Origin of the sequence: Iodobacter sp. CM08 (assembly GCF_033446605.1) — a bacterium.
Classification (GTDB): Bacteria; Pseudomonadota; Gammaproteobacteria; order Burkholderiales; family Chitinibacteraceae; genus Iodobacter.
In genome coordinates this window covers 155,035-180,475 of the sequence record NZ_JAWQUO010000001.1, presented here as the reverse complement: position 1 = coordinate 180,475, position 25,441 = coordinate 155,035, and the positions used below count along the sequence as shown (strand labels likewise).

At 48.6% G+C, this 25,441-nt stretch carries 37 protein-coding genes; 2 read left to right on the top strand and 35 right to left on the bottom strand.

Going from position 1 to position 25,441, the window contains the following annotated elements; translation table 11 throughout:
* Positions 1–89: 89 nt before the first annotated feature.
* Positions 90–764, top strand: a complete 675-nt coding sequence (locus R6242_RS00895) for a lysophospholipid acyltransferase family protein (protein ID WP_318422764.1) — start codon at positions 90–92, stop codon at positions 762–764.
* Here the strand turns inward: R6242_RS00895 and R6242_RS00890 are convergent.
* A complete protein-coding gene (locus R6242_RS00890; RefSeq protein ID WP_318422762.1) occupies positions 746–1,567 on the bottom strand; it encodes a symmetrical bis(5'-nucleosyl)-tetraphosphatase in 822 nt (273 codons plus the stop codon). The genes R6242_RS00895 and R6242_RS00890 overlap by 19 nt on opposite strands.
* A 58-nt stretch (positions 1,568–1,625) precedes the next feature.
* Between R6242_RS00890 and R6242_RS00885 the strand changes: the two genes are divergently transcribed.
* A complete protein-coding gene (locus R6242_RS00885) occupies positions 1,626–2,513 on the top strand; it encodes an HDOD domain-containing protein (RefSeq protein WP_318422759.1) in 888 nt (295 codons plus the stop codon).
* A gap of 76 nt (positions 2,514–2,589) precedes the next feature.
* On the opposite strand, the gene rplQ is transcribed toward R6242_RS00885, so the two are convergent.
* The 34 genes from rplQ to rpoC all read right to left on the bottom strand — a co-directional run bounded on the left by rplQ (position 2,590) and on the right by rpoC (position 25,411).
* Positions 2,590–2,979, bottom strand: coding sequence for a 50S ribosomal protein L17 (rplQ, locus tag R6242_RS00880; protein WP_130105832.1), 390 nt, complete (start codon positions 2,977–2,979; stop codon positions 2,590–2,592).
* A gap of 24 nt (positions 2,980–3,003) precedes the next feature.
* Positions 3,004–3,987: a DNA-directed RNA polymerase subunit alpha gene (locus R6242_RS00875; RefSeq protein ID WP_130105833.1), complete on the bottom strand. Its 984-nt coding sequence runs from the start codon at positions 3,985–3,987 to the stop codon at positions 3,004–3,006.
* A gap of 34 nt (positions 3,988–4,021) precedes the next feature.
* Complete coding sequence (rpsD, locus tag R6242_RS00870) at positions 4,022–4,654, bottom strand: 30S ribosomal protein S4 (protein WP_293936146.1); 633 nt, start codon at positions 4,652–4,654, stop codon at positions 4,022–4,024.
* Positions 4,655–4,668: 14 nt separating this feature from the next.
* Positions 4,669–5,061 (bottom strand): 30S ribosomal protein S11, encoded by a 393-nt coding sequence (rpsK, locus tag R6242_RS00865; RefSeq protein WP_046351579.1) that lies wholly within the window; start codon positions 5,059–5,061, stop codon positions 4,669–4,671.
* 17 nt (positions 5,062–5,078) lie between these two features.
* Positions 5,079–5,441 carry a 30S ribosomal protein S13 gene (gene rpsM, locus R6242_RS00860; protein ID WP_046351578.1) on the bottom strand — a complete coding sequence of 121 codons (363 nt, stop codon included), beginning with the start codon at positions 5,439–5,441 and terminating at the stop codon, positions 5,079–5,081.
* Between the two features lie 64 nt (positions 5,442–5,505).
* A complete protein-coding gene (gene rpmJ / locus R6242_RS00855; protein ID WP_046351577.1) occupies positions 5,506–5,619 on the bottom strand; it encodes a 50S ribosomal protein L36 in 114 nt (37 codons plus the stop codon).
* A gap of 35 nt (positions 5,620–5,654) precedes the next feature.
* On the bottom strand, positions 5,655–5,873 hold the full coding sequence (gene infA, locus R6242_RS00850; protein WP_046351576.1) for a translation initiation factor IF-1: 219 nt from the start codon (positions 5,871–5,873) through the stop codon (positions 5,655–5,657).
* A gap of 12 nt (positions 5,874–5,885) precedes the next feature.
* Positions 5,886–7,190, bottom strand: a complete 1,305-nt coding sequence (gene secY, locus R6242_RS00845; RefSeq protein ID WP_293936154.1) for a preprotein translocase subunit SecY — start codon at positions 7,188–7,190, stop codon at positions 5,886–5,888.
* Positions 7,191–7,216: 26 nt separating this feature from the next.
* Positions 7,217–7,651: a 50S ribosomal protein L15 gene (gene rplO / locus R6242_RS00840; RefSeq protein WP_130105837.1), complete on the bottom strand. Its 435-nt coding sequence runs from the start codon at positions 7,649–7,651 to the stop codon at positions 7,217–7,219.
* Positions 7,652–7,837 (bottom strand): 50S ribosomal protein L30, encoded by a 186-nt coding sequence (gene rpmD / locus R6242_RS00835; RefSeq protein ID WP_046351573.1) that lies wholly within the window; start codon positions 7,835–7,837, stop codon positions 7,652–7,654.
* Complete coding sequence (gene rpsE / locus R6242_RS00830) at positions 7,834–8,349, bottom strand: 30S ribosomal protein S5 (RefSeq protein WP_293936157.1); 516 nt, start codon at positions 8,347–8,349, stop codon at positions 7,834–7,836. The genes rpmD and rpsE overlap by 4 nt, the downstream gene beginning before the upstream one ends.
* 19 nt (positions 8,350–8,368) lie before the next feature.
* Positions 8,369–8,722 (bottom strand): 50S ribosomal protein L18, encoded by a 354-nt coding sequence (rplR, locus tag R6242_RS00825; protein ID WP_293936159.1) that lies wholly within the window; start codon positions 8,720–8,722, stop codon positions 8,369–8,371.
* A 13-nt stretch (positions 8,723–8,735) separates the two neighbouring features.
* The gene (gene rplF, locus R6242_RS00820; RefSeq protein ID WP_318422748.1) at positions 8,736–9,269 is read right to left on the bottom strand and encodes a 50S ribosomal protein L6; all 534 of its coding nucleotides are present in this window, start codon (positions 9,267–9,269) and stop codon (positions 8,736–8,738) included.
* A 12-nt stretch (positions 9,270–9,281) separates the two neighbouring features.
* Positions 9,282–9,674: a 30S ribosomal protein S8 gene (gene rpsH, locus R6242_RS00815; protein WP_046351569.1), complete on the bottom strand. Its 393-nt coding sequence runs from the start codon at positions 9,672–9,674 to the stop codon at positions 9,282–9,284.
* Positions 9,675–9,689: 15 nt separating this feature from the next.
* Complete coding sequence (rpsN, locus tag R6242_RS00810; protein WP_046351568.1) at positions 9,690–9,995, bottom strand: 30S ribosomal protein S14; 306 nt, start codon at positions 9,993–9,995, stop codon at positions 9,690–9,692.
* Between the two features lie 7 nt (positions 9,996–10,002).
* Positions 10,003–10,542 (bottom strand): 50S ribosomal protein L5, encoded by a 540-nt coding sequence (gene rplE, locus R6242_RS00805; RefSeq protein WP_293936164.1) that lies wholly within the window; start codon positions 10,540–10,542, stop codon positions 10,003–10,005.
* Between the two features lie 12 nt (positions 10,543–10,554).
* Entirely contained in the window at positions 10,555–10,875 is a 321-nt protein-coding gene (rplX, locus tag R6242_RS00800) for a 50S ribosomal protein L24 (protein ID WP_318422741.1), read from the bottom strand.
* A gap of 10 nt (positions 10,876–10,885) precedes the next feature.
* Entirely contained in the window at positions 10,886–11,254 is a 369-nt protein-coding gene (rplN, locus tag R6242_RS00795; protein ID WP_046351565.1) for a 50S ribosomal protein L14, read from the bottom strand.
* A gap of 187 nt (positions 11,255–11,441) precedes the next feature.
* A complete protein-coding gene (gene rpsQ, locus R6242_RS00790; RefSeq protein ID WP_130105842.1) occupies positions 11,442–11,702 on the bottom strand; it encodes a 30S ribosomal protein S17 in 261 nt (86 codons plus the stop codon).
* A gap of 2 nt (positions 11,703–11,704) precedes the next feature.
* Positions 11,705–11,893, bottom strand: a complete 189-nt coding sequence (rpmC, locus tag R6242_RS00785; RefSeq protein ID WP_046351563.1) for a 50S ribosomal protein L29 — start codon at positions 11,891–11,893, stop codon at positions 11,705–11,707.
* Positions 11,890–12,309 carry a 50S ribosomal protein L16 gene (rplP, locus tag R6242_RS00780; RefSeq protein ID WP_046351562.1) on the bottom strand — a complete coding sequence of 140 codons (420 nt, stop codon included), beginning with the start codon at positions 12,307–12,309 and terminating at the stop codon, positions 11,890–11,892. Before rplP ends, rpmC begins: the two co-directional genes overlap by 4 nt.
* Entirely contained in the window at positions 12,293–13,000 is a 708-nt protein-coding gene (rpsC, locus tag R6242_RS00775) for a 30S ribosomal protein S3 (RefSeq protein ID WP_130105843.1), read from the bottom strand. The genes rplP and rpsC overlap by 17 nt, the downstream gene beginning before the upstream one ends.
* A 9-nt stretch (positions 13,001–13,009) precedes the next feature.
* Positions 13,010–13,339 carry a 50S ribosomal protein L22 gene (gene rplV, locus R6242_RS00770; RefSeq protein ID WP_046351560.1) on the bottom strand — a complete coding sequence of 110 codons (330 nt, stop codon included), beginning with the start codon at positions 13,337–13,339 and terminating at the stop codon, positions 13,010–13,012.
* A gap of 9 nt (positions 13,340–13,348) precedes the next feature.
* Entirely contained in the window at positions 13,349–13,624 is a 276-nt protein-coding gene (gene rpsS / locus R6242_RS00765; RefSeq protein WP_046351559.1) for a 30S ribosomal protein S19, read from the bottom strand.
* 5 nt (positions 13,625–13,629) lie between these two features.
* A complete protein-coding gene (gene rplB / locus R6242_RS00760) occupies positions 13,630–14,466 on the bottom strand; it encodes a 50S ribosomal protein L2 (RefSeq protein WP_130105844.1) in 837 nt (278 codons plus the stop codon).
* 12 nt (positions 14,467–14,478) lie between these two features.
* Complete coding sequence (gene rplW, locus R6242_RS00755; protein WP_197433117.1) at positions 14,479–14,781, bottom strand: 50S ribosomal protein L23; 303 nt, start codon at positions 14,779–14,781, stop codon at positions 14,479–14,481.
* Positions 14,781–15,401, bottom strand: a complete 621-nt coding sequence (gene rplD, locus R6242_RS00750; RefSeq protein WP_293936177.1) for a 50S ribosomal protein L4 — start codon at positions 15,399–15,401, stop codon at positions 14,781–14,783. Before rplD ends, rplW begins: the two co-directional genes overlap by 1 nt.
* Positions 15,401–16,045, bottom strand: a complete 645-nt coding sequence (rplC, locus tag R6242_RS00745; RefSeq protein ID WP_130105846.1) for a 50S ribosomal protein L3 — start codon at positions 16,043–16,045, stop codon at positions 15,401–15,403. Before rplC ends, rplD begins: the two co-directional genes overlap by 1 nt.
* A 157-nt stretch (positions 16,046–16,202) precedes the next feature.
* Positions 16,203–16,514 (bottom strand): 30S ribosomal protein S10, encoded by a 312-nt coding sequence (gene rpsJ, locus R6242_RS00740; RefSeq protein WP_046351554.1) that lies wholly within the window; start codon positions 16,512–16,514, stop codon positions 16,203–16,205.
* Between the two features lie 12 nt (positions 16,515–16,526).
* Complete coding sequence (gene tuf, locus R6242_RS00735) at positions 16,527–17,717, bottom strand: elongation factor Tu (protein WP_293936183.1); 1,191 nt, start codon at positions 17,715–17,717, stop codon at positions 16,527–16,529.
* Between the two features lie 25 nt (positions 17,718–17,742).
* A complete protein-coding gene (fusA, locus tag R6242_RS00730) occupies positions 17,743–19,842 on the bottom strand; it encodes an elongation factor G (protein ID WP_293936185.1) in 2,100 nt (699 codons plus the stop codon).
* Between the two features lie 26 nt (positions 19,843–19,868).
* A complete protein-coding gene (rpsG, locus tag R6242_RS00725; protein ID WP_046351551.1) occupies positions 19,869–20,339 on the bottom strand; it encodes a 30S ribosomal protein S7 in 471 nt (156 codons plus the stop codon).
* Between the two features lie 112 nt (positions 20,340–20,451).
* The gene (gene rpsL / locus R6242_RS00720; protein ID WP_130105848.1) at positions 20,452–20,826 is read right to left on the bottom strand and encodes a 30S ribosomal protein S12; all 375 of its coding nucleotides are present in this window, start codon (positions 20,824–20,826) and stop codon (positions 20,452–20,454) included.
* A 394-nt stretch (positions 20,827–21,220) separates the two neighbouring features.
* Entirely contained in the window at positions 21,221–25,411 is a 4,191-nt protein-coding gene (rpoC, locus tag R6242_RS00715; protein ID WP_293936188.1) for a DNA-directed RNA polymerase subunit beta', read from the bottom strand.
* Between the last annotated feature and the right edge of the window lie 30 nt (positions 25,412–25,441).

The window sequence follows — 25,441 nt, the reverse complement described above, 5'->3', positions numbered from 1 at the left end:
CATTGTTATGCCTACGTCTTAGTCGCTTATGCCGCTTAATTAGCCATTTTGCTAAAGGATTGTCCAAAGTTACCTTTCGGTTCCCAAACATGGCGCTTGAAGATAGGGTGAACTACATCCAAAAATGGTCAAAGCAATTTACTCAAATCTTGGGAGTAAGGCTACGCGTACAGGGCATTGAACCTGGGCAATACCCAAGCCAGCACATGCTGCTAGCCAACCATATTTCTTGGCTGGATATTTTTGTATTAGATGCAGTCACCGTTTCACGTTTTGTTGCCAAAGCAGAGCTCAGGGCATGGCCAATTATCGGCAGGCTCTGCATTGGCTCCGGCACTTTATTTATTGAACGTGATCGTAAGCGAGATACCGCCCGAGTGAACGAAGCGATTGTTGCCGCACTAAACGAAGGGCATTGTGTAACTGTTTTCCCTGAAGGCACAACGGGCTGCGGACGTCAGCTACTACCTTTTAGATCCTCGCTATTGCAGGCAGCGATTGATGGAAAAGCAACCATCCAGCCAGTCTATCTGCGCTATACCGATGCAGAAGGAAAATACTCAGATGCCGCAACTTACATTGGCGATATGTCTATTGCTCAATCTGCATGGCGAATCTTAGGCACTCGATCTTTGCATGCAGAAATCAACTTTTTAGCTCCCTTCCCAACTGAGCACGAAAACCGCCGCACTCTTACACAGTTTGTAGAAGCACGCATTTGTACGGCACATCAAGCATTAAATGCTCAATCCAGCAACGCCTGATACTCATAGCGGGCAGCAACCTGATAAAGCTGCCCGCTGTCTAAATCAATCCCAGTTAACGCACCTCCCCATACGCAGCCGGTGTCCAAGGCCCACACATGCTCTCTAAGCATTAAACCAAGCGCGGACCAATGGCCACAGACCACACGGCGTGGTAAAGGCAACCTATCTTTAGCCTCAAACCAAGGATGAATTTCCGCAGGGGCATGATCTCGCTCCCCTTTATATTTCAGCTGTAAAGAACCATCAGTAGTAACAAAACGCATTCGTGTGAAGCAATTGACAGTAAATCGCAATCTATCTTCTAGCTTCATTTCTGCATCCCAGCTTGCAGGCTGGTTACCGTACATGATAGATAAAAATGCCTTCCAATCATCTCCACGCAATACGCTTTCCACCTCACTAGCCGCATGTTTTGCCACCTCAAGTGACCAGTTAGGACTCACGCCTGCGTGTACTAACAAGATATCCCCTAGGTCAATTAATAGAGGCTGCTGTCTTAGCCAGCCCATCAAAATATCTACATCTGGCGCATCTAAAATTTCTTGCACCGTATCGCCTGGTTTTGCCTGAGATAAACCCGCATACATTGCCAGCAGATGTAAATCATGATTTCCCAAAACAGTGGCAACCCCCAGACTCTGAGATGCCCAACGCAATGTTTCAAGCGAAGATGGCCCACGATTTACCAAATCACCAACAAGGTAAATTTGATCATTCAGTGGATTAAAAGCCATACTATTAAGCAAGGACATTAACTCGGTATAACACCCTTGAATATCACCAATTGCATATCGTGCCATAACTCATCCATTTAACAGCTAAAATGAAAACTACTCTTAAGCCAGCAGAATAAAGACCATGATCGCAGATAAACGACTAGATCTTAACGATTGGCTGATTAAATTAAGTCAAATTGAGCTACCTGCCCTTCAGTATACGCTTGATCAAATGCATAATTTACAGTCAAGAATTGACGATATTAGTATTAGAGAAATCTCTCAACTTATCCGTCACGATCCACTACTTACGCTACGATTAATACGTTTTCAGCAAGAACACCGTAGCACAACCCAATTAACTGACGTTAATACTATTAACCGCGTACTGCTAATGATAGGAATGGGAGGCTTTTTTCGTGAATTTGGTAAGATGCAAAGCATTGAAAGTAAATTAAATCCAACTCCAGATGCATTGCACCGAGTAAGACAGCTTATTTCCAGAGCCTATCTAGCCGCAAAAATAGCAGAGAGCTTAGGCGGGCAAAGAAATGATGTAGACCCTGAGGAAGTAACAACGGCATCATTACTGCATGATCTAGCCGAAATCTTAATTTGCTTGAACGCCCCTGAATTAACCAAAAAAATAAATCAGCATCTGCAGCAAAATCCTGGTACACGCAGCCATGATGCGCAAAAACACATCCTTGGATTTACTTTTAATGAATTACAAACAGAATTGGCGCAGCGCTGGCATTTACCCAGCCTGCTGTCTCACCTCATGGATGAGCGGCACTTAGGTGAGCCGCGAGTAAGGACAGTCACTATTGCAACATCTACAGCAAGGCACCTAGCAAACAGCTGGCAAGACCCTGCACTGCCAGATGACTACATAAACATCGCCAACCTATTATCTTTTGATGTCGAACAAGCATACAGCCTAGTACGTAATGTTTGCCTTAAAACAGCACATGAATGGGAATGGTTTTCTGTACTCCCTGTTGCAACCGGATTACCACACGTTAACTAACAAAACTCCAGACAATAAAAAAGCCAACCTTGCGGTTGGCTTTTTACTTTACTACGAAAAGCTGTAAAACAAACGATTACTCGCCTGCTTCAACCGCTTCCGCTTCTTCAGGACGGTCTACAAGCTCAACGAATGCCATAGGAGCATTGTCGCCTTGACGGAAACCGCACTTCAGAATGCGAAGGTAGCCACCATTACGGGTAGCGTAGCGCGGGCCGAGCACGTCGAACAACTTAACCACCATATCGCGATCGCGAGTGCGATTGAACGCCAGACGGCGGTTCGCAAGCGAAGGCTTTTTACCCAAAGTAATCAAAGGCTCTGCAACACGGCGCAGCTCTTTTGCTTTAGGTAAAGTGGTCTTGATGACTTCGTGACGGAGCAACGAATTCGCAAGATTACGCAACATCGCCAGACGATGACTCGTCGTACGATTTAATTTGCGATTAGATTGACGGTGACGCATTTGTCGATTTCCTTTTGCCCGCTATTACGGCTTTTCTAAGCCAGCAGGCGGCCAGTTTTCAAGGCGCATGCCCAGCGAGAGGCCTTTAGAGGCAAGAACTTCCTTGATCTCGTTAAGCGATTTACGCCCAAGATTAGGTGCCTTCAAAAGCTCAGTCTCGGTACGCTGGATCAGGTCGCCGATATAATAGATGTTCTCTGCCTTCAGGCAGTTAGCCGAACGGACAGTCAGTTCGAGGTCATCAACCGGGCGCAACAGAATCGGATCGATTTGTGGCGCTTGTGGCTGTTCTTCCTCTACGGGAGTGCCTTCAAGATCAGCGAACACGGCGAGCTGGTCAATTAGCATACGTGCAGCTTGACGTACTGCCTCTTCAGGTTCGATTACGCCATTGGTTTCAATGTCAATAATCAAACGATCAAGATCAGTGCGCTGTTCTACACGTGCGCTTTCTACGTGGTAGCTAACACGGCGAATCGGGCTGAAAGACGCATCAAGCATGATGTTGCCGATAGTACGGCCTTCATCTTTGCCTAAGCGATTAGGTGCAGGTTGGTACCCACGACCCTTCTCAACCGTAATCTCCATATTGAGCTTGCCACCAGCAGACAGATGGGCAATCACATGATCTGGATTGATCACCTCAACATCGTGTGACAGCTGAATATCGGACGCTTTAACGACGCCCTCACCCTCTTTGGAGAGGGTGAGAACAACCGAGTCCCGACCATGCAGCTTGAGCACAACGCCTTTGAGGTTCAGCAAGATATCAACTACATCTTCCTGTACACCATCCAGTGCGGAATATTCATGTACCACACCTTCGATCTTCACTTCAGTCGGCGCGAAGCCAGACATCGAAGAAAGAAGAATGCGGCGCAGAGCATTACCGAGCGTATGGCCGTAACCGCGCTCGAACGGCTCCATCACGACCTTCGCCTGGGCAGCGTTTAAAGCCTGCACATCAATGATGCGCGGCTTGAGCAACTCATTCGCGTTGATTTGCATAAGTCAGTATCCCTTGGCTAGCCGGGTCAGAATGTTACTTGGAGTAGAATTCTACAACCAGCGCTTCATTGATGTCGCTAGACAGATCAGAACGCTCTGGCATGTTTTTAAACATACCTTCAAGTTTCTTAGAATCTACCTGAACCCAGCTCGGAAAACCGATACCCTCAGCCAAGGAAACAGCTTCCTGGATGCGAGCCTGAGTCTTCGACTTATCGCGAACTGAAACAACGTCGCCAGCCTTAACCAAGTACGATGGAATATTTACAACATTGCCGTTCACCACAATTGCCTTGTGGGAAACAAGCTGACGAGATTCGGCACGTGTAGAGCCAAAACCCATACGATAAACCACGTTATCGAGACGACATTCGAGAATCTTTAACAGATTTTCACCAGTCGAGCCTTTACGACGGCTAGCTTCTTCAAAATAACGACGGAACTGACGTTCCAATACACCGTAAATACGACGAATCTTTTGCTTTTCGCGCAAATGAACACCGTAGTCGGACAGACGTGATGGCTTTTTACCGCCGCTCACACCATGCTGACCAGGAGCTTGTTCTAGTTTGCACTTACTATCCAAAGAACGACGAGCGCTCTTCAGGAAAAGATCCGTACCCTCACGACGTGCAAGTTTGCACTTGGGTCCAATATAACGAGCCATAACTTACTCCGGGATTAGATACGACGCTTCTTCGGCGGACGACAACCGTTATGCGGAATCGGCGTAACATCCGAAATACTCGTGATCTTGAAGCCGAGTGCGTTTAATGCACGCACAGCGGATTCACGACCCGGACCCGGACCCTTGATGCGAACTTCGAGGTTCTTTACACCGTATTCTTGGGCAACTTTACCAGCAGCTTCTGCAGCTACCTGAGCTGCAAAAGGTGTACTTTTCCGAGAGCCTTTGAAACCAGCACCGCCCGAGGTAGCCCAAGACAGTGCATTCCCTTGGCGATCAGTGATGGTAATGATCGTGTTATTGAAAGATGCGTGCACGTGCACAACACCTTCAGACACGCTCTTTTTGACTTTCTTACGTACACGTACTGTGTTTGCTTTAGCCATTCTTCAATTCCTTGCTATTACTTCTTGCCAGCGATGGACTTACGCGGACCCTTGCGAGTACGCGCATTGGTACGAGTACGCTGACCGCGGCACGGAAGTCCCCTGCGGTGACGGAAACCACGGTAACAACCAAGGTCCATAAGACGCTTGATACTCATGGTCACTTCGCGGCGCAAATCACCCTCGACAACATACTTGCCAAGTTCTTCACGCAGCAGATCTAGTTCAGCATCACTGAGATCTTTAACCTTTTTTGTAGGCTCAACGCTTGTAGCTGCGCAGACGGCATAGGCGCGGGTGCGACCAATACCGAAAATAGCCTGAAGGCCGATCACAGTATGCTGATGATTCGGGATATTAACCCCAGCAATACGGGCCATACTTTTCTTACCCCAGGTTCAAAAAGCTTTGCATGTTAACATCAGGAACTGATTGTCGCAACAATCAGCCTTGACGCTGCTTGTGCCGCGGGTCGGTGCAAATCACACGCACAACACGGTTGCGGCGTACGATTTTACAATTGCGGCAAATTTTCTTGACCGACGCTTGAACTCTCATCGTCTTTCCTTTCGATCAAAATTAAATCCGAGCTATTACTTAGCTCGGAATACGATGCGAGCCTTGGTCAGGTCGTAGGGAGTTAACTCCACTGTAACCTTATCTCCAGGCAAAATGCGGATGTAGTGCATACGCATCTTACCAGAAATATGACCAAGAACCACATGTCCGTTTTCGAGCTTGACCTTGAAAGTTGCATTTGGCAACGTTTCCAAGACTTCGCCCTGCATCTGAATGACTTCGTCTTTCGCCATAGCCTGTTACGCCTAGCCCTTGAAGTTAGCTTTCTTGAGCAGACTCTCGTACTGATGTGAGAGCACGTATGACTGCATCTGCGACATAAAGTCCATTGTCACAACTACTAGAATTAGCAGAGAAGTACCGCCAAAATAGAATGGAACATTCCACTTCAGGATCAAAAACTCTGGTATCAAGCAAATTACCGTGATATAGACAGCACCGATAAGTGTGAGCTTTAAAATCAACTTTTCGATATATTTCGCAGTGTGGTCACCCGGGCGGTAGCCCGGAATCATTGCTCCGCTTTTCTTCAAATTATCTGCAGTTTCCTTCGGATTGAAGACTAAAGCAGTATAGAAATAGCAGAAGAAAATGATCGCAGTCGCATACAACAATACGTAGAGAGGCTGACCAGGATGCAGCATGTCACCGATCGACTTTAACCATGACAATTTATCGCTGTTACCAGTCCACGACAGTAAAGTCGCAGGGAACAAGATAATTGATGAAGCAAAAATCGGAGGGATCACGCCCGCCATATTCAGTTTCAGTGGAAGGTGAGTGCTTTGCGCCTGCATCATACGATTGCCAACTTGGCGTTTCGCATAGTGAACAGGTACTTTGCGCTGGCCGCGTTCAACAAATACAACCGCAGCAGTTAATAGCACAACACCAACAAAGAGGAACAGCACAAGCAGAATAGGTAGTGCGCCCTGATTGGCCAGTGATAGTGTCTTACCGATTGCCGAAGGCAAGCCGGAAGCAATACCCGAACAGATCAAAATAGAGATACCGTTACCGATACCTCGTTCGGTGATCTGCTCACCCAACCACATCAGAAACATGGTGCCTGTAACCAGCGTCACGATCGTTGTAAACACAAACTGAGCTTGTGCTACAACCACCAGATTCGGCTGCTTAAATAGCATCATTGCAATACCAAAGCTCTGTGCAGTAGCAAGAAGCAGCGTCGCATAACGCGTATATTGCGTAATTTTACGACGGCCTGCCTCTCCCTCTTTTTTCATCTGCTTCAGAGATGGCAGCACCTCGGCAGCGAGCTGTAAAATAATCGATGCCGAGATGTAAGGCATGATCCCGATAGCGAACACGGTAAAGCGAGAGAGAGCACCACCGGAAAACATATTGAACATGTTCAATAAACCGGTTTGCGACGACTCAAACAATTTTGCCAGTTCAGCCGGATTGATTCCTGGTACCGGGATGTGTGCACCAATTCGATATACGATCAGCGCCCCGATGAGAAACCAAATCCGACTTTTTAGATCTGCAAACTTATTTGCAGAACCAGCCAGAGCGGGATTTGCCATTACTGCCTTATCCTCAGTTTACCGAATTACTCGGTGATGCTGCCACCAGCTGCTTCAATAGCAGCACGGGCACCCTTAGTTACAGCCAAGCCCTTGAGTACAACTGCACGCTCGATAGTGCCGGAAAGTACAACTTTCCCGCGCAGAGCACGCTGAGATACCACACCAGCTTGAAGCAGCGCTTCAAAGGTAATTTCGCTCAATGGCAAATCATTGATGTCCGACAAGCGAACTTCAGCGGTATCACCACGTGTAAGAGAAACAAAACCACGTTTTGGTAGACGGCGTTGTAAAGGCATTTGACCGCCCTCAAAACCGACTTTATGGAAACCACCAGTACGTGACTTCTGACCTTTGTGACCACGACCAGACGTTTTGCCTAAGCCAGAGCCAATACCGCGGCCTACACGACGCTTAGCGTGAGTAGAACCAGCAGCTGGTTTCAGGTTATTAAGTTCCATTTAGCCTTCCACCTTCAGTAGGTAGCTAATCTTGTTAGCCATACCACGATTTTCTGGGGTATCGATCACTTCAGAGCTACTGTTAAGACGACGGAGACCTAAGCCACGGGCGCAAGCCTTGTGAGCTTCCAGTCGACCAATCAGACTTTTAACTAAAGTTACTTTGAATTTCTTAGAGTCGCTCATTTAGCAGCCCCTAGAATCTCTTCAACGCTCTTACCACGTTTCGCAGCGATATCCGCTGGTGTATGCAGCTTAGAAAGACCGTTTAATGTTGCACGCACAATGTTGTACGGGTTGGTCGAACCATGGCACTTTGCCGAAATATTATGGATACCCATAACTTCGAACACAGCACGCATTGGGCCGCCAGCAATAATACCCTTACCATTTGCAGCAGGTTGCATAAACACGGTAGTCGCGCCATGCTTGCCGTAAACGGTGTGTTGGATAGTGCCGCCATTCAAAGAAACCTTCTGCAATTTGCGTCGAGCTTCTTCCATTGCTTTTTGTACGGCTACAGGCACTTCTTTCGACTTGCCCTTGCCCATGCCAACGCCGCCATCACCATCACCAACTACTGTCAGTGCGGCAAAACCAAGGATACGACCACCCTTGACGACTTTGGTAACGCGATTTACAGCGACCATCTTTTCACGAAGGCCGTCGCCGCGTTCTTCCATATCGTTCTTAGCCATATATCAACTCCAAACTCAATTAGAAGACGAGGCCGCCCTCACGAGCGGCATCAGCTAAGGCCTTAACACGGCCGTGATATTTGAAGCCGGAACGGTCAAATGCAACCGTTTCGACACCCGCAGCTTTCGCTTTTTCAGCGATACGCTTGCCAATCACGACTGCGGCATCAACAGAGCCGCCGTTCTTGATTTGGCTACGAACATCTGCTTCAAGTGTTGAAGCAGAAACCAGTACTTTACCACCGGTTTCGTCGATGATCTGGGCGTAGATGTGACTGTTGGTGCGGTGCACCGACAGACGCAACATCTTGAGCTCCGCAATCTTTGCACGGGTTTTACGTGCGCGGCGGAGTCGAGCTTGGTTCTTGTCCATGATTCAGCCTCGATTACTTCTTCTTGGTTTCTTTCAATACGACAACCTCATCCGAATAACGTACACCCTTGCCTTTATATGGCTCTGGTTTACGGTATTCACGGATTTCGGCTGCAACTTGACCAACTAGTTGCTTGTCGGCGCCCTTGAGGACGATTTCGGTTTGTGTCGGGGTTTCCACCTTCACACCCGCTGGCATTGTATGCGCAACTGGATGAGAAAAGCCGAGAGTCAGGTTCAAGACATCGCCTTGAGCCTGAGCACGGTAACCAACGCCTACCAGCAAGAGCTTACGCTCAAAGCCTTTAGAAACGCCTGCTACCATGTTGTTTACCAACGCACGCAATGTACCGGACATAGAGCGAGCATGCTTAGATGCACTCTTGGCGGCAAATTGAACGGCATTGTCCTCAACCTTAACGTCAACATCAACACAAAGTGCTTGCGTCATTGTGCCGTGCGGGCCCTTCACAACGATTTCACCAGCTGCGAATTGAACTTCAACGCCTGCTGGGATAACTACTGGGTTTTTTGCTACGCGAGACATCGATTCACCTCTTTAAGCGACGACGCACAGAAGCTCGCCACCAATACCATTGGCACGTGCTTTGCGATCTGTCATTACGCCTTTGGAGGTGGACAAAATAGCCACACCCAGACCGTTCATCACCGTTGGGATTTCTGTAGCACCTTTGTAGATGCGCAGACCCGGCTTGGACACACGGTCCAAACGCTCGATAACCGGACGACCAGCGTAGTACTTGAGTTCGATGGTCAGAACAGGCTTAACTTCACCTGCGACTTCAAACGATTCGATATAACCTTCATCTTGCAACACGCCAGCAATTGCTAACTTTAGCGTGGACGATGGCATTGTAACTTGTGCCTTGTCCGCGCGTTGCGCGTTGCGAATACGGGTTAGCATATCGGCGATAGGATCATGCATTGCCATGTTTTATCTCTCCTATTACCAGCTAGCCTTGACCATGCCAGGAACTTCACCCTTGAAGGCGAGTTCACGTAGCTTGATACGGCCGAGTCCGAATTTGCGATACACGCCACGACCACGACCAGTAATCGAACAACGATTTACTAGACGTACTGGGCTTGCATTACGCGGAAGCTGCTGGAATTGCAAACGAGCAGCAAAACGCTCTTCGTCAGATGCATTCTGGTCATTGATGACCGCCATCAGCTTTTCACGCTTGGCGGCGTACTTGGCGACGGTTGCACGACGCTTTTCCTCACGCTTAATCACTGCGACTTTAGCCATGGTTGCCTCAACTCTTGAATGGGAACTTGAAGCAAGCGAGTAAAGCACGCGCTTCTTCATCGGATTTAGCTGTAGTGGTAATCGTAATATTCATACCACGCAAAGCGTCAATCTTGTCGTATTCGATTTCTGGGAAAATGATTTGCTCACGTACGCCCATATTGAAATTACCACGACCGTCAAACGACTTACCACTCACGCCGCGGAAATCGCGTACACGTGGCAGAGCAACCGTTACCAGACGATCCAGGAATTCGAACATGCGTTCGCGGCGCAAAGTCACTTTGCAGCCAACCGGATACCCTTCACGAATCTTAAAACCAGCAATCGACTTTTTAGCAACAGTAACAACCGGCTTTTGACCAGCAATTTTCACCAAATCACCAACAGCATGGTCCATCACTTTCTTATCCGCAATCGCTTCGCCAACACCCATGTTAATGGTAATTTTGTCGATGCGTGGAACTTGCATGATGGACTTATAGCCGAACTGTTCAACCAGTTTCGGAATTACTTGTTCTTTATAAAACTCTTGCAGACGAGCCATTTTCATCACCCCTTAGCCGCCAACCACTTCGCCACTAGACTTAAAGAAACGAACCTTATGGCCATCCTCTAAAGTCTTGAAGCCAACGCGATCAGCCTTGCCCGTTGCAGTGTTAAACAAGGCAACATTAGAAATGTGAACCGGCATAGTCTTTTCGACGATACCGCCCTGTACACCGCGCATTGGATTAGGCTTTTGGTGTTTTTTCACCACATTAACGCCTTCAACCACGACACGATCTTCAGCCGGGATTACGCGCAGCACTGTACCGCGCTTGCCGTTGTCCTTGCCTGTGATAACGATGATTTCATCGCCTTTGCGAATCTTGTTCATGCCCGTCCCCTTACAACACTTCTGGCGCAAGTGAAACGATTTTCATAAATCGTTCATTGCGCAGCTCACGAGTCACTGGCCCAAAAATACGGGTACCAATTGGCTCAAGCTTGGCGTTAAGGAGAACTGCAGCGTTGCCATCAAACTTGATAAGCGAACCATCAGCACGGCGTACGCCCTTAGCGGTGCGAACCACTACGGCGCTATATACGTCACCTTTTTTAACACGGCCACGAGGGGCAGCATCTTTAATGGCAACCTTGATAATATCGCCCACCGAAGCGTAGCGACGCTTGGAACCACCAAGAACCTTAATGCACATTACTGAACGTGCACCAGTGTTATCGGCAACTTCAAGCCTAGTTTGCATTTGAATCATTGAAACAAACCTCCAACTTTTTCCGCCTATAATCTCGGCAAAACCGAGTCGCTCGGCAAAACCGAGCATTAGCAGCTAGTTTTGGATCCCGTAGGGAAGAACTCCATATAAAACGTGATGTTATATATGGATAAGAAAGCGGGCATTGTACATAAAGCACAATACCCGCGCAAGCACGTATTAAATATTAATTACGAGCTTTTTCTACCAGCGTCGTCACAGCCCAATTTTTGGTTTTGGACAGTGGACGAATTTCTACGATTGTAACTAAATCACCTTCGTGATATTGATTGCTTTCGTCGTGCGCATGGTATTTTTTGGAACGACGCATCATCTTGCCGTAGAGCGGGTGTTTAACCAGACGCTCTACCAACACGGTAACAGTCTTATCCATTTTGTCGCTGACGATACGGCCTGTCAGTTCGCGCTTCAGTTTAGCTTCAGACATCGTTAAGCCGCCTTCTGAGCCATGATGGTATGAACGCGCGCAATATCTTTGCGCACACGGTTGAGTTCGCTTGGCTTTGCCAGTTGACCCGTCGCATGCTGCATACGCAAGCTAAATTGCGCCTTCAACAATGCGGTCAACTCAGCCTTCAGCTCTTCAACAGATTTCTGATGTAGTTCAGCAGCTTTCATCGTTGTCCCGCCTGACGAGTGACAAAGGTAGTCGCGAATGGCAACTTAGCAGAAGCAAGGCGGAAAGCCTCACGTGCAACTGCTTCATCAACACCATCCAACTCATACAATACTTTGCCTGGTTGAATCTCAGCAACCCAGTAATCCGGGCTACCCTTACCATTACCCATTCGCACTTCAGCGGGCTTGGTAGAGATTGGCTTATCTGGGAACGTACGAATCCATACACGGCCACCACGCTTAATATAACGCGTGATTGCACGACGTGCGGATTCGATCTGACGTGCAGTCAGACGACCACGACTTGTGGCCTTGAGCCCAAACACACCAAAAGCAACGCTATTACCACGAGTAGCAATACCCGTGTTACGGCCCTTCTGGACCTTGCGATACTTAAGTCTAGTTGGCTGCAGCATTACGTGGCCCCTTCCGTGCGTTTTTCTTCTGAGCTTCAGGCGCTGGTTCAGCAGCCTTTTCGCCCGGCTTCATTTCGCCTTTATAAACCCAAACCTTGATACCAATGATACCGTAGGTGGTTTTGGCTTCAGAAGTCGCGTAATCAATATCAGCACGCAGAGTATGCAAAGGCACACGGCCTTCACGATACCACTCGCAACGCGCAATTTCGATGCCGTTCAAACGACCAGACGACATGATTTTGATACCTTGGGCACCAAGGCGCATTGCATTTTGCATAGCACGCTTCATCGCACGACGGAACATTACGCGCTTTTCAAGCTGCGCAGAAATGCTATCGGCAATAATTTGTGCATCGATTTCAGGCTTACGCACTTCTTCGATGTTTACATGCACAGGCACATTTAGGATTTTTTGCAGCGCTTTCTTAAGCTGCTCAATATCCTCACCCTTCTTACCAATCACCACACCCGGACGAGCCGTGTAGATAGTGATTTTAGCGTTCTTAGCCGGACGCTCGATTACGACACGACTCACCGAAGCACTGGCCAGTTTCTTTTTCAGGTAATCGCGTACAGCGATGTCCTCATTGAGCATACCGGCAAAATTGCTACTGTTGGCGTACCAACGCGAAGCCCAGTTCTTGGTGACGGCGAGACGAAAACCCGTCGGATGAACTTTCTGACCCATAGTCGCTCCTTAATCGCCAACAATCAATGTGATATGGCAAGTTTGCTTCTCGATACGATTGCCACGGCCTTTGGCACGTGCGCTGAAACGCTTAAGAGAAGGTCCCTTATCCACAAAAATTGTGGTCACTTTGAGTGCGTCGATATCGGCGCCTTCATTGTGCTCAGCATTGGCAATAGCGGATTCCAAAACCTTCTTGATTAAAACTGCGCCCTTTTTAGGGCAGAAGGCCAGGATGTTCAACGCCTGCTCTACCGGCTTGCCACGGACTAGGTCAGCGACCAGCCGCGCTTTTTGGGCGGAGAGGCGAGTGTTGCTTAATACAGCAGATACTTGCATGTCTTCACCTTATCGCTTGGCTTTTTTGTCCGCAGCATGGCCTTTGAACGTGCGGGTGAGTGCAAACTCGCCCAGCTTGTGTCCAACCATGTTTTCGTTCACATATACTGGAACGTGCTGCTTACCATTGTGAACCGCAATTGTCAGACCAACGAAGTCTGGCAACACAGTAGAACGGCGTGACCAAGTTTTCACTGGACGCTTGTCGTTCGCCGCGCGGGCAGTTTCCACCTTTTTGATCAGGTGTAGGTCAACGAATGGGCCTTTTTTAATAGAACGTGCCATTTACATTACCTCTTATTCGCGGGACGACGACGCACGATCATATTGCTTGTGCGCTTATTGCGACGAGTGCGATAGCCCTTAGCAGGCTGGCCCCATGGACTTACTGGAACACGACCTTCACCAGTACGACCTTCACCACCACCGTGAGGGTGATCAACCGGGTTCATTGCAGTACCACGTACAGTTGGACGAATACCCAACCAACGCTTAGCACCTGCTTTACCGTAGGAGCGAAGGTTATGCTCTTCGTTACCTACTTCACCGATTGTTGCACGGCAATCAACGTGAACCTTACGGATTTCGCCTGAGCGCAGACGCAATTGAGCGTAAGCACCTTCACGAGCCAGCAATTGAACACCCGCACCAGCAGAACGCGCTAACTGAGCGCCTTTACCTGGCTGCAGTTCGATGCAGTGAATAGTGGAACCAACTGGGATATTGCGGATAGGGAGGGTATTACCCACCTTAATCGGCGCATCCGAGCCAGAAATCACAGTCATATCAGCCTTCAGGCCTTTAGGAGCAATGATGTAACGACGCTCGCCATCAGCGTAGCAAAGCAACGCGATATTAGCGGTACGGTTAGGATCGTATTCAAGGCGCTCAACGCGACCTACGATACCGTCCTTATCATTGCGCTTAAAGTCGATAAGACGATAATGCTGCTTATGACCACCACCCATATGACGGGTTGTGATCACACCACGGTTGTTACGACCAGCAGTCTTGCTTTGCGATTCGAGCAAAGGAGCGTACGGAGCACCTTTGTGCAGATCCGAGTTCACAACCTTGACGACGGCGCGGCGACCGGGGGACGTCGGTTTTACTTTTACCAATGCCATTTTCAGTCTCCTTTACTGCGCTGCCGCGAGGTCGAGCTCTTGGCCTGCAGCAAGGCTAATGTAAGCCTTTTTCCAGTCCTTGCGACGACCTACGGTACGACCAAATTTCTTGCCCTTGCCCTTGACATTTAATGTCGACACGCCTTCAACCTTCACTTTAAAGAGAAGCTCAACAGCGGCCTTGATTTCTGCCTTAGTAGCGTCCGTGGAAACACGGAAAACAACTTGGTCATTCTTTTCAGCCACAAAAGTGGTCTTTTCTGACACGATAGGTGCCAAAAGAACTTGAAGCAGACGATTTTCAGAGAATTGCATCATGCGTACAACTCCTCAAAAGCTTGCAACGCTTCGCGAGTGATAACCACTTTCTTATAACGAACGAGGCTCACTGGATCAGCTTGCGATGGCTCAAGGACCAGAACGTGCGCAAGATTGCGCGACGCAAGGTACAAGTTCTCATCCAACTCTTTAGTAATGATCAACACGGAATCCAACTGCATAGCAGCCAGTTTCAGCGCGAATGCCTTAGTCTTAGGTGTTTCAGCGATAAAGCTTTCCACCACCACCAGACGCTCTTCACGAACCAGTTGCGACAGAATGGTCGCAATACCAGCACGGAACATCTTGCGGTTAACTTTTTGGGAGAAGTTTTCGTCTGGGCTATTCGGGAAAGCACGACCACCACCACGCCATAGCGGGGAGGAGCTCATACCAGCACGAGCACGACCAGTACCCTTCTGTTTCCAAGGCTTTTTGGTCGAGTGACTTACGTTATCACGACCTTTTTGAGCACGATTGCCGCTACGAGCATTCGCGAAGTAAGCGGTCACAACTTGGTGAACCAGCGCTTCGTTAAACTCGCGTGCGAACAGTGCATCGGAACCAGCAACAGCGGCTTGCGCCTCGCCGGTAGCATTGATGACTTTAAGATCCATTACGCACCTGCCTTCACACTCGGACGAACAACGACGTCATTGCCCTTGCAGCCAGGGACAGCACCCTTAACTAACAACAATTGACGCTCGGCATCGACACGGACGATTTCCAGGTTCTGGGTGGTACGCTGAACGTTACCCAATTGACCTGCCATGCGCTTACCAGGGAATACACGACCTGGATCTTGCGCTTGACCAATAGAACCCGGCGTATTATGCGAGCGCGAGTTACCGTGGGAGGCACGATTAGATGAAAAGTGGTGACGCTTAATTACACCAGCAAAACCTTTACCTAGCGTTGTACCAGTTACATCAACATACGAACCAGCCGCAAACATCTCAACTGAAAGCTGATCACCAGCCTTCAATTCTGCCAATTTCTCAGCAGTGACGTTAAATTCAACCAAACCCAAACCTGCTTCCACGCCTGCTTTCGCAAAGTGGCCAGCTTGAGCCTTGTTAACACGACTAGCTTTCTTTGCACCGAAAGTAACCTGAACAGCTGAATAGCCATCAGTTTCCGGCGTCTTGATTTGCGTAACGCGATTAGCTGACATGTCCAGCACAGTTACCGGAATGGACGCGCCATCCTCAGCAAATACGCGGGTCATGCCGACTTTACGTCCGACAAGTCCTAAGCTCATAGTTATATCCTTTTCAGGGCCGATTACGATTGACCGGCTAAACCCAAAGTAAAAAAGGCTTACTACCCTTAGGTAGCAAGCCCGCGACTTTAACAAGATTTTTCTTTTACCGCAAGTACTTAGCGCACATCACAGCAAAAAAAATCTTGATTGCCGATTACTGCAGTTTGATTTCTACATCAACGCCAGCTGGTAAATCCAGCTTCATCAACGCATCAACGGTTTTGTCTGTTGGATTGACAATGTCCATTAAGCGCAGGTGCGTACGAATTTCCATCTGATCACGCGCCATTTTATTAACGTGTGGAGAGCTCAGAATGTCAAAACGCTCAATTTTAGTAGGAAGCGGAACCGGACCTTTAACAACAGCACCAGTACGCTTAGCCGTATCAACAATTTCCTGCGCCGAACGATCAATCAGAGCGTAGTCAAAAGCTTTCAGGCGAATACGGATTTTTTGGTTTTGCATTTTCACAAGCCTTTAAACGAGGACTTTGGCAACAACACCAGCGCCAACAGTACGGCCGCCTTCGCGAATAGCGAAGCGCAGACCTTGTTCCATAGCAACTGGAGCAATCAGGGTAACGGTAACTTCAACGTTATCACCTGGCATTACCATTTCAGTACCTTCTGGCAAATCAACCGAACCTGTTACGTCAGTTGTGCGGAAGAAGAACTGTGGACGGTAGCCGTTAAAGAATGGAGTATGACGACCACCCTCATCTTTCGACAGAACGTACACAGAACCTTCAAACTTAGTGTGTGGAGTGATCGAACCTGGCTTAGCCAATACTTGACCACGCTGAACGTCTTCACGCTTAGTACCACGTAGCAACGCACCGATGTTATCGCCAGCTTGACCTTGGTCCAACAGCTTACGGAACATTTCAACACCGGTACATGTAGTCTTAACCGTTGTAGTAATACCAACGATTTCGATTTCTTCACCAACCTTAACAATACCGCGCTCTACACGACCAGTTACAACAGTACCGCGACCTGAGATCGAGAATACGTCTTCAACTGGCATCAGGAACGCGCCATCAACAGCACGCTCTGGCAACGGAATGTATGAATCTAAAGCATCTGCAAGACGGAAAATCGATGGCTCGCCGTGCTCAGATTGGTCGCCTTCCAGCGCCATACGAGCAGAACCCACGATGATTGGAGTGTCATCACCAGGGAAATCGTACTTGCTCAGCAGTTCACGAACTTCCATGTCAACCAGCTCAAGCAACTCAGCATCATCAACTAAATCAGCTTTGTTCAGGTAAACGATGATGTACGGAACGCCAACTTGGCGAGCCAACAAGATGTGCTCGCGAGTTTGTGGCATAGGACCATCAGCAGCCGAACATACCAAGATTGCGCCATCCATCTGCGCAGCACCAGTAATCATGTTCTTGATGTAATCCGCGTGACCTGGGCAGTCAACGTGAGCGTAGTGACGTGTTTCTGTCTCATACTCAACGTGCGAAGTATTAATCGTAATACCACGTGCTTTTTCTTCAGGAGCGCTATCGATTTGTGAGTAATCTTTAGCTTCGCCACCGAATTTTTTCGACAAAATAGTCGAAATCGCAGCTGTCAGTGTTGTCTTACCATGATCAACGTGGCCAATTGTACCAACGTTAACGTGTGGCTTTGCGCGTACAAACTTTTCTTTTGCCATTGCTAATATCCTTTAAATTATTTGATTATTTCTTGTTCGCAATAATCGCGTCAGCCACATGCTTCGGCGCTTCGGAGTAGTGCTTGAATTCCATTGAGTAAGTTGCACGACCTTGCGACATTGAGCGCAAGCGTGTCGAGTAACCGAACATCTCTGAAAGAGGCAACTCAGCCTTAACCATCTTGCCGCCAGCAGGATTATCATCCATACCTTGCAAGATACCACGACGGGACGAGATATCGCCCATGATGTCGCCCATGTACTCTTCCGGTGTCTCTACTTCTACAGCCATCATTGGCTCAAGAATAACGGCACCAGCACGACGCATTGCTTCTTTAAACGCGATAGAACCAGCAAGTTCAAACGCAAGTTGTGAAGAATCAACATCGTGGTACGAACCAAACGTCAGGCGAACCTTAACGTCAACCACCGGGAAACCAGCCAACACACCCGCTTTCAATGTGTTTTGGATACCCTTATCCACTGAAGGGATAAATTCGCGAGGAATTGAGCCACCCTTAACTTCATCAGAGAAAGAGTAACCATTGCCTTCACCAGCCGGCTCAACAGTAATAACGCAATGGCCGTACTGACCTTTACCGCCAGACTGTTTCGCGTGCTTACCTTCAACATCGGCAGCGATACGTGTAATGGTTTCGCGGTATGCAACTTGCGGAGCACCCACGTTAGCCTCAACACCAAACTCACGGCGCATGCGATCAACCAGAATTTCTAAGTGCAACTCACCCATGCCGGACATAATTGTCTGACCGGTTTCTTCGTCAGTACGCACACGGAAAGAAGGATCTTCTTTCGCCAAGCGATTCAGGGCAATACCCATCTTCTCTTGGTCTGGCTTAGTTTTTGGCTCAACAGCAACGTGAATTACTGGCTCCGGGAACACCATGCGTTCCAAGATAATGAAGTCGCTAGGTGCACATAAAGTCTCACCCGTTGTTACTTCTTTCAAGCCAATTGCAGCAGCGATATCACCAGCGAAAACTTCATCAATTTCTTGACGATCGTTTGCATGCATTTGCACGATACGGCCGATACGCTCTTTCTTATCTTTAACCGAGTTCAATACGGTATCGCCAGACTTGACCATACCAGAGTAAACACGGAAGAAGGTCAGCTGACCAACATAAGGATCGCTCATCAACTTAAATGCAAGTGCTGAGAATGGAGCAGTATCAGACGCTTCACGAGTGATAGGCTCTTCTTTATGGTTCACACCAGTAATTGCAGCCACTTCAATCGGAGACGGCATGAAGTCGATTACTGCGTCGAGCATGCGTTGCACACCCTTGTTCTTGAACGCACTACCGCACAACATAGGCTGGATTTCGCATGCCAAGGTACGAATACGCAGGCCAGCTACGATATCAGCTTCGCTCAAATCACCTTCTTCAAGGTATTTGTTCATCATCTCTTCAGATGACTCAGCAGCGGCTTCCACCATGTTTTCACGCCATGTTTGCGCTAGTTCAAGCAGTTCGGCAGGAATATCACCGTACTCAAACTTCATACCTTGCGATGCTTCATCCCACAAGATTGACTTCATCTTGATCAGATCTACTACACCGGTAAAACCATCTTCAGCGCCAACCGGAATAACAACTGGCACTGGATTTGCTTTCAGGCGAAGCTTCATCTGCTCAACAACGCGGAAGAAGTTAGCACCTTGACGGTCCATCTTGTTTACAAAAGCAAGACGTGGAACTTTGTATTTATTAGCCTGACGCCATACGGTTTCAGACTGTGGCTGAACACCACCCACAGCGCAATAAACCATGCAAGCACCGTCCAGAACGCGCATAGAGCGCTCAACTTCAATAGTGAAGTCAACGTGGCCTGGGGTGTCGATGATGTTAATGCGGTGCTCTGGGTACTGTTGCGCCATGCCTTTCCAGAACGTGGTTGTAGCAGCAGAAGTAATCGTGATACCACGCTCCTGCTCTTGCTCCATCCAGTCCATTGTTGCTGCGCCGTCATGCACTTCACCGATCTTGTGGTTTACACCGGTGTAGAACAGAACGCGTTCAGTCGTCGTCGTTTTACCGGCGTCGATGTGAGCAGAAATACCAATATTACGGTAATGCTCAATAGAAGTCTTACGTGCCACGGGAGATTCCTTTCCGGGTTACGCGATTAGAAGCGGTAGTGGGCGAATGCTTTATTCGCTTCTGCCATACGGTGTACTTCGTCGCGCTTCTTCATAGCGCCACCACGGCCTTCAGCCGCATCGAGGAGTTCGCCTGCCAGACGCAGATCCATCGATTTTTCACCACGTTTACGAGCCGCATCACGAACCCAACGCATCGCCAATGCCAAACGACGGCTAGGACGGACTTCGACTGGTACTTGATAGTTTGCACCACCAACACGACGGCTTTTTACTTCAACCATTGGTTTAGCGTTACCGATTGCTGCGGAGAATACTTCCAGCGGTGATTTGCCGGTTTTTTTCTCGATCTGCACCAATGCACCGTAAACGATGCGCTCAGCAACAGCTTTTTTACCATCCATCATGACAACGTTCATGAATTTGGTTAGTTCTTGGCTACCGAATTTTGGATCCGGTAAAACGTCACGTTTCGGTACTTCTCTGCGTCTAGGCATAATTCTCTATCCTTAATATTTCATTCAGTCGGGGCTTAACCCCTCGGTCGCCCATCAAGACGACCACTTACTCGACGGCCCAATACGGGACTCGCCGACCGTCCAGTGGCAATTAAGCCTTAGGACGCTTAGTACCGTACTTGGAGCGTGACTGCTTACGACCTTTAACGCCGGCTGTATCCAAGGAGCCGCGTACTGTGTGGTAACGCACACCCGGCAAATCCTTAACACGACCACCGCGGATCAGCACAACGCTGTGTTCCTGCAGGTTATGGCCTTCACCACCGATGTACGAAATAACTTCGAAACCGTTGGTTAAGCGAACTTTACAAACTTTACGAAGCGCGGAGTTAGGCTTCTTAGGAGTGGTTGTGTATACACGAGTGCATACGCCACGTTTTTGTGGGCAGGACTCAAGAGCAGGTACTTTGCTCTTTGCTTTTTCCTGCTCACGACCCTTGCGGACGAGCTGGTTAATCGTTGGCATTGATTACTTCCTTAGGTTAAAAATCCCCGTAGGGAACTTGCTACTGCTTCTTTTTAACAACACAAAGCATTAAACGCATTATCAGTCAGCTTACACCGACCACCATGCCTTTGTTTCTTTGTTTTACTACTTGCTACTACTCACAGCCCTTCTTTTTCAAGCAAGATTTTCATCTTATCTGCAATAAAATCAAAGCATTAAGTCGATTATCAGTCCTGCTTACGCTAACCACCACCGGCTCACTTCTTATCCACATTTATTGCTTTTAAAAGGCAAAACCATAGCCAAAAAAGAAGTACACAACGCCCAGCAAATGCTGAGCGTTGTGTAAAAGTACAGGATTCTATTGAAATCAAGTGCTTGTCGTCAAGACAAGCTGATGATCGTCAAAGCTTTATTCTGCACTTGCAGCGGTTTCTGCCTCTGCATTTGGAGCAAAAATATCAGACAATTGATCAACTACAGGAGCCTGACGCTTACGATTACGGTGGTAAGCTAAACCAGTACCTGCAGGAATCAAGCGTCCTACGATCACGTTTTCTTTCAGACCGCGCAAGTCATCGATTTTACCCATGATGGCTGCTTCAGTCAGTACCCGCGTGGTTTCCTGGAAGGAAGCCGCTGAAATAAACGAATCAGTAGACAGAGATGCCTTGGTAATACCTAACAGAACATTATCGTAGCTTGCTGGTAACTTACCCTCAGCAATCAACTTATCGTTCACGGTAAGGACTTCGGCACGCTCAACTTGCTCACCTTGGATGAAGGCAGAATCGGCTGAATCAGTAATGATTACACGACGCAACATTTGACGCAGAATCACTTCAATATGCTTATCGTTAATCTTTACACCCTGCAGACGGTACACTTCTTGCACTTCTTGTACCACATAACGTGATAACGCTTCGATACCTTGCAACCTTAGAATATCGTGCGGATCAATCGCGCCGTCGACAATGCTTTCACCACGGTTAACTACTTGACCATCGTGAACCAGTACGTGTTTTTCTTTCAAGATCAGGTATTCGTGCGGAGCACCTTCCAGATCTGTTAAGACTAAACGCTGTTTACCCTTGGTTTCTTTACCGAATGAAACTGTACCGGTAATTTCAGCCAACATACCTGGATCTTTCGGCACACGTGCTTCAAACAACTCAGCAACGCGTGGCAGACCCCCAGTAATATCGCGAGTCTTAGCGGATTCTTGTGGAATACGCGCCAATACATCACCCACACCCACAACCTGACCGTCTTTCACCGTGATAATACAACCCACCTGGAAACCGATCATAACGGTAGTGTCTGTACCCGCCATTTTCACTTCGCCACCGCGCTCATCCAACAACTTAACCATTGGACGTACGCCAGTTGCCTTACCGGCTTTGCGCTTAGGATCAATAACAACGAGGGTCGAAAGACCGGTCACGTCATCGACCTGCTTCATTACGGTAATACCCTCTTCCACATTATCGAACTTCACCTGACCGGCGTATTCCGAAATAATTGGACGAGTGTGCGGATCCCACGTACCCAGTACACCACCGGCTTTAATGCTGTCGCCATCTTTAACGGTCAGTGTTGCACCGTAAGGTACTTTGTGACGCTCACGCTCACGACCATTGTCATCAACAACGATCACTTCAGCAGAACGCGCAATCACAACTGGATCGCCCTTGGCATTGGTCACGTAGCGCATGTTCGGGCTGTACGCGATATTACCGCTGGACTTCGACTCTACTTGCGTTGCAGCAGCCGCTCGCGACGCCGCGCCCCCGATGTGGAAGGTACGCATGGTCAGCTGTGTACCAGGCTCACCAATCGACTGCGCAGCAATCACACCAACAGCTTCACCGGTATTAACCAAGTGACCACGACCAAGATCACGGCCATAACACGCAGCACATAGGCCATAGCGTGTTTCGCAAGACAATGGAGTGCGAACCTTAACCTCATCAACCCCAAGGACTTCGATCGCTTCTACTTCGTCCTCACCGAGCAAGGTGCCCACTGGATACACGGTTTCGTGCGTCACAGGGTCAATCACATCCAGTACCACTACACGGCCCAAGATACGATCACGCAATGCCTCGATTACGTCACCACCCTGTACAACCGCCTTCATGACTACGCCGTTCTTGGTGCCGCAATCGTCTTCGATCACAACCAAGTCTTGCGTTACGTCAACCAGACGACGTGTCAGGTAACCCGAGTTGGCTGTTTTCAGCGCCGTATCTGCCAGACCCTTACGTGCACCGTGGGTGGAGATAAAGTACTGAAGAACGGTCAAGCCTTCACGGAAGTTAGTGGTAATCGGTGTCTCAATAATCGAGCCATCCGGTTTAGCCATCAAACCCCGCATACCGGCCAACTGACGAATCTGCGCTGCAGAACCGCGGGCACCGGAATCGGCCATCATAAATACTGAGTTGAACGAGTCTTGATCGACTTCAACGCCTTCGCGGTTGATGACCTTCTCTTTACCGAGCTGATCCATCATCGCTTTGGCAATCTGATCACCGGCACGGCCCCAGATATCCACAACCTTGTTATAACGCTCACCCTGAGTCACTAGACCCGAGCTGTACTGATGCTCGATCTCGCGTACTTCAGCGTAGGATTCAGCCAAGAGCTGAGCCTTCTTATCCGGCACAACCATATCATCGACGCAAATCGAGATACCGCCACGTGTGGAGTAAGCAAAACCGGTATACATAAGCTGATCAGCAAAAACAACGGTGTCTTTCAAACCACAGCGGCGGAATGACGCGTTAATCAGCTTACCAATTTCTTTCTTTTTCAGTGCTTTGTCGATATGGCTGAAGTCCAGGCCCTTAGGCAGGATTTCAGACAGAATCGCACGGCCAACCGTTGTGCTACGACGCACCATCTGAGCTTGCCATTCGCCGTCTTCGTCTCTTACCCATTCTTTCAAACGGATATCAACACGGGTCTGCAAAGTCACTTCCTTGCTGGCATAAGCGCGCATTGCTTCGCTTACGTCGATCAAGTGCATGCCTTCGCCCTTTGCATTAGTACGCTCACGAGTCATGTAGTACAGACCCAGCACGATATCCTGCGAAGGAACGATAATTGGCTCGCCGTTAGCTGGCGACAATACGTTGTTTGAAGCCAGCATCAGCGTGCGTGCTTCCATCTGCGCCTCAAGGCTCAGTGGAACGTGAACGGCCATCTGGTCACCGTCGAAGTCGGCATTGAATGCCGCGCAGACGAGTGGGTGCAGTTGAATCGCTTTACCTTCGATCAACACTGGCTCAAACGCTTGAATACCTAAGCGGTGCAGTGTTGGCGCACGGTTCAAGAGAATCGGATGTTCACGAATCACGTCTTCCAAGATGTCCCAAACCACTGGATCTTGGGCTTCAACCATTTTCTTCGCCGCTTTGATGGTGGTCGCAAGACCAAGCACTTCTAGCTTGTGGAAAATAAATGGCTTGAACAGCTCCAGACCCATCAGTTTTGGCAAGCCGCACTGATGCAGACGCAGTGTCGGGCCTACGGTAATCACCGAACGACCAGAATAATCTACGCGCTTACCCAACAAGTTTTGACGGAAACGACCGCCCTTACCCTTGATCATGTCAGCCAAGGATTTAAGAGGACGCTTGTTCGCACCGGTCATCGCTTTACCGCGACGACCGTTATCGAGCAAGGAATCAACCGCTTCTTGCAACATACGCTTTTCATTACGCACGATAATTTCAGGTGCGCGCAATTCTAAAAGACGCTTCAGACGGTTATTACGGTTAATCACGCGACGATACAGATCGTTCAGATCTGAGGTAGCGAAACGACCACCATCCAATGGAACTAAAGGACGTAATTCTGGCGGCAAGACCGGCAGAACTTCCAAAACCATCCATTCTGGCTTGATGCCAGAACGCTGGAAGGCTTCCAGCACTTTCAGGCGCTTGGAAATCTTCTTGATTTTGGTTTCAGAGCCTGTGGAGGACAATTCAGCACGCAAGGTGGTGATTTGATCTTCTACATCCATGCTCTTCAATAGTTCACGCACCGCTTCCGCACCCATCAGGGCTACGAATTCGTCACCGTACTCTTCAACTTTATTGAAGTAATCTTCTTCAGTCAGCAATTGGCCACGTGTTAGCGGCGTCATGCCTGGCTCGATCACCACAAAACCTTCGAAATACAGTACGCGTTCGATATCACGCAATGGGATATCAAGCACCATACCTAAACGCGAAGGCAGGGATTTCAAGAACCAAATGTGTGCAACTGGGCTAGCCAGTTCGATGTGTCCCATGCGGTCGCGACGAACCTTAGACAGGGTCACTTCCACACCGCACTTCTCGCAGATCACGCCACGATGCTTCAGGCGTTTGTACTTACCGCACAGGCATTCGTAATCTTTGATTGGGCCAAAAATACGCGCACAAAATAAGCCATCACGTTCTGGCTTAAAGGTACGGTAATTAATGGTTTCCGGCTTTTTAACTTCGCCGAACGACCAAGAGCGGATTTTTTCTGGCGATGCCAGACCGATCTTAATCGCATCAAATTCTTCATTTGCAGCAACTTGCTTGAAGAGTTCGAGTAAGCCTTTCATTCTTTGACTCCAGTGAGGCGTTCGGGGTGT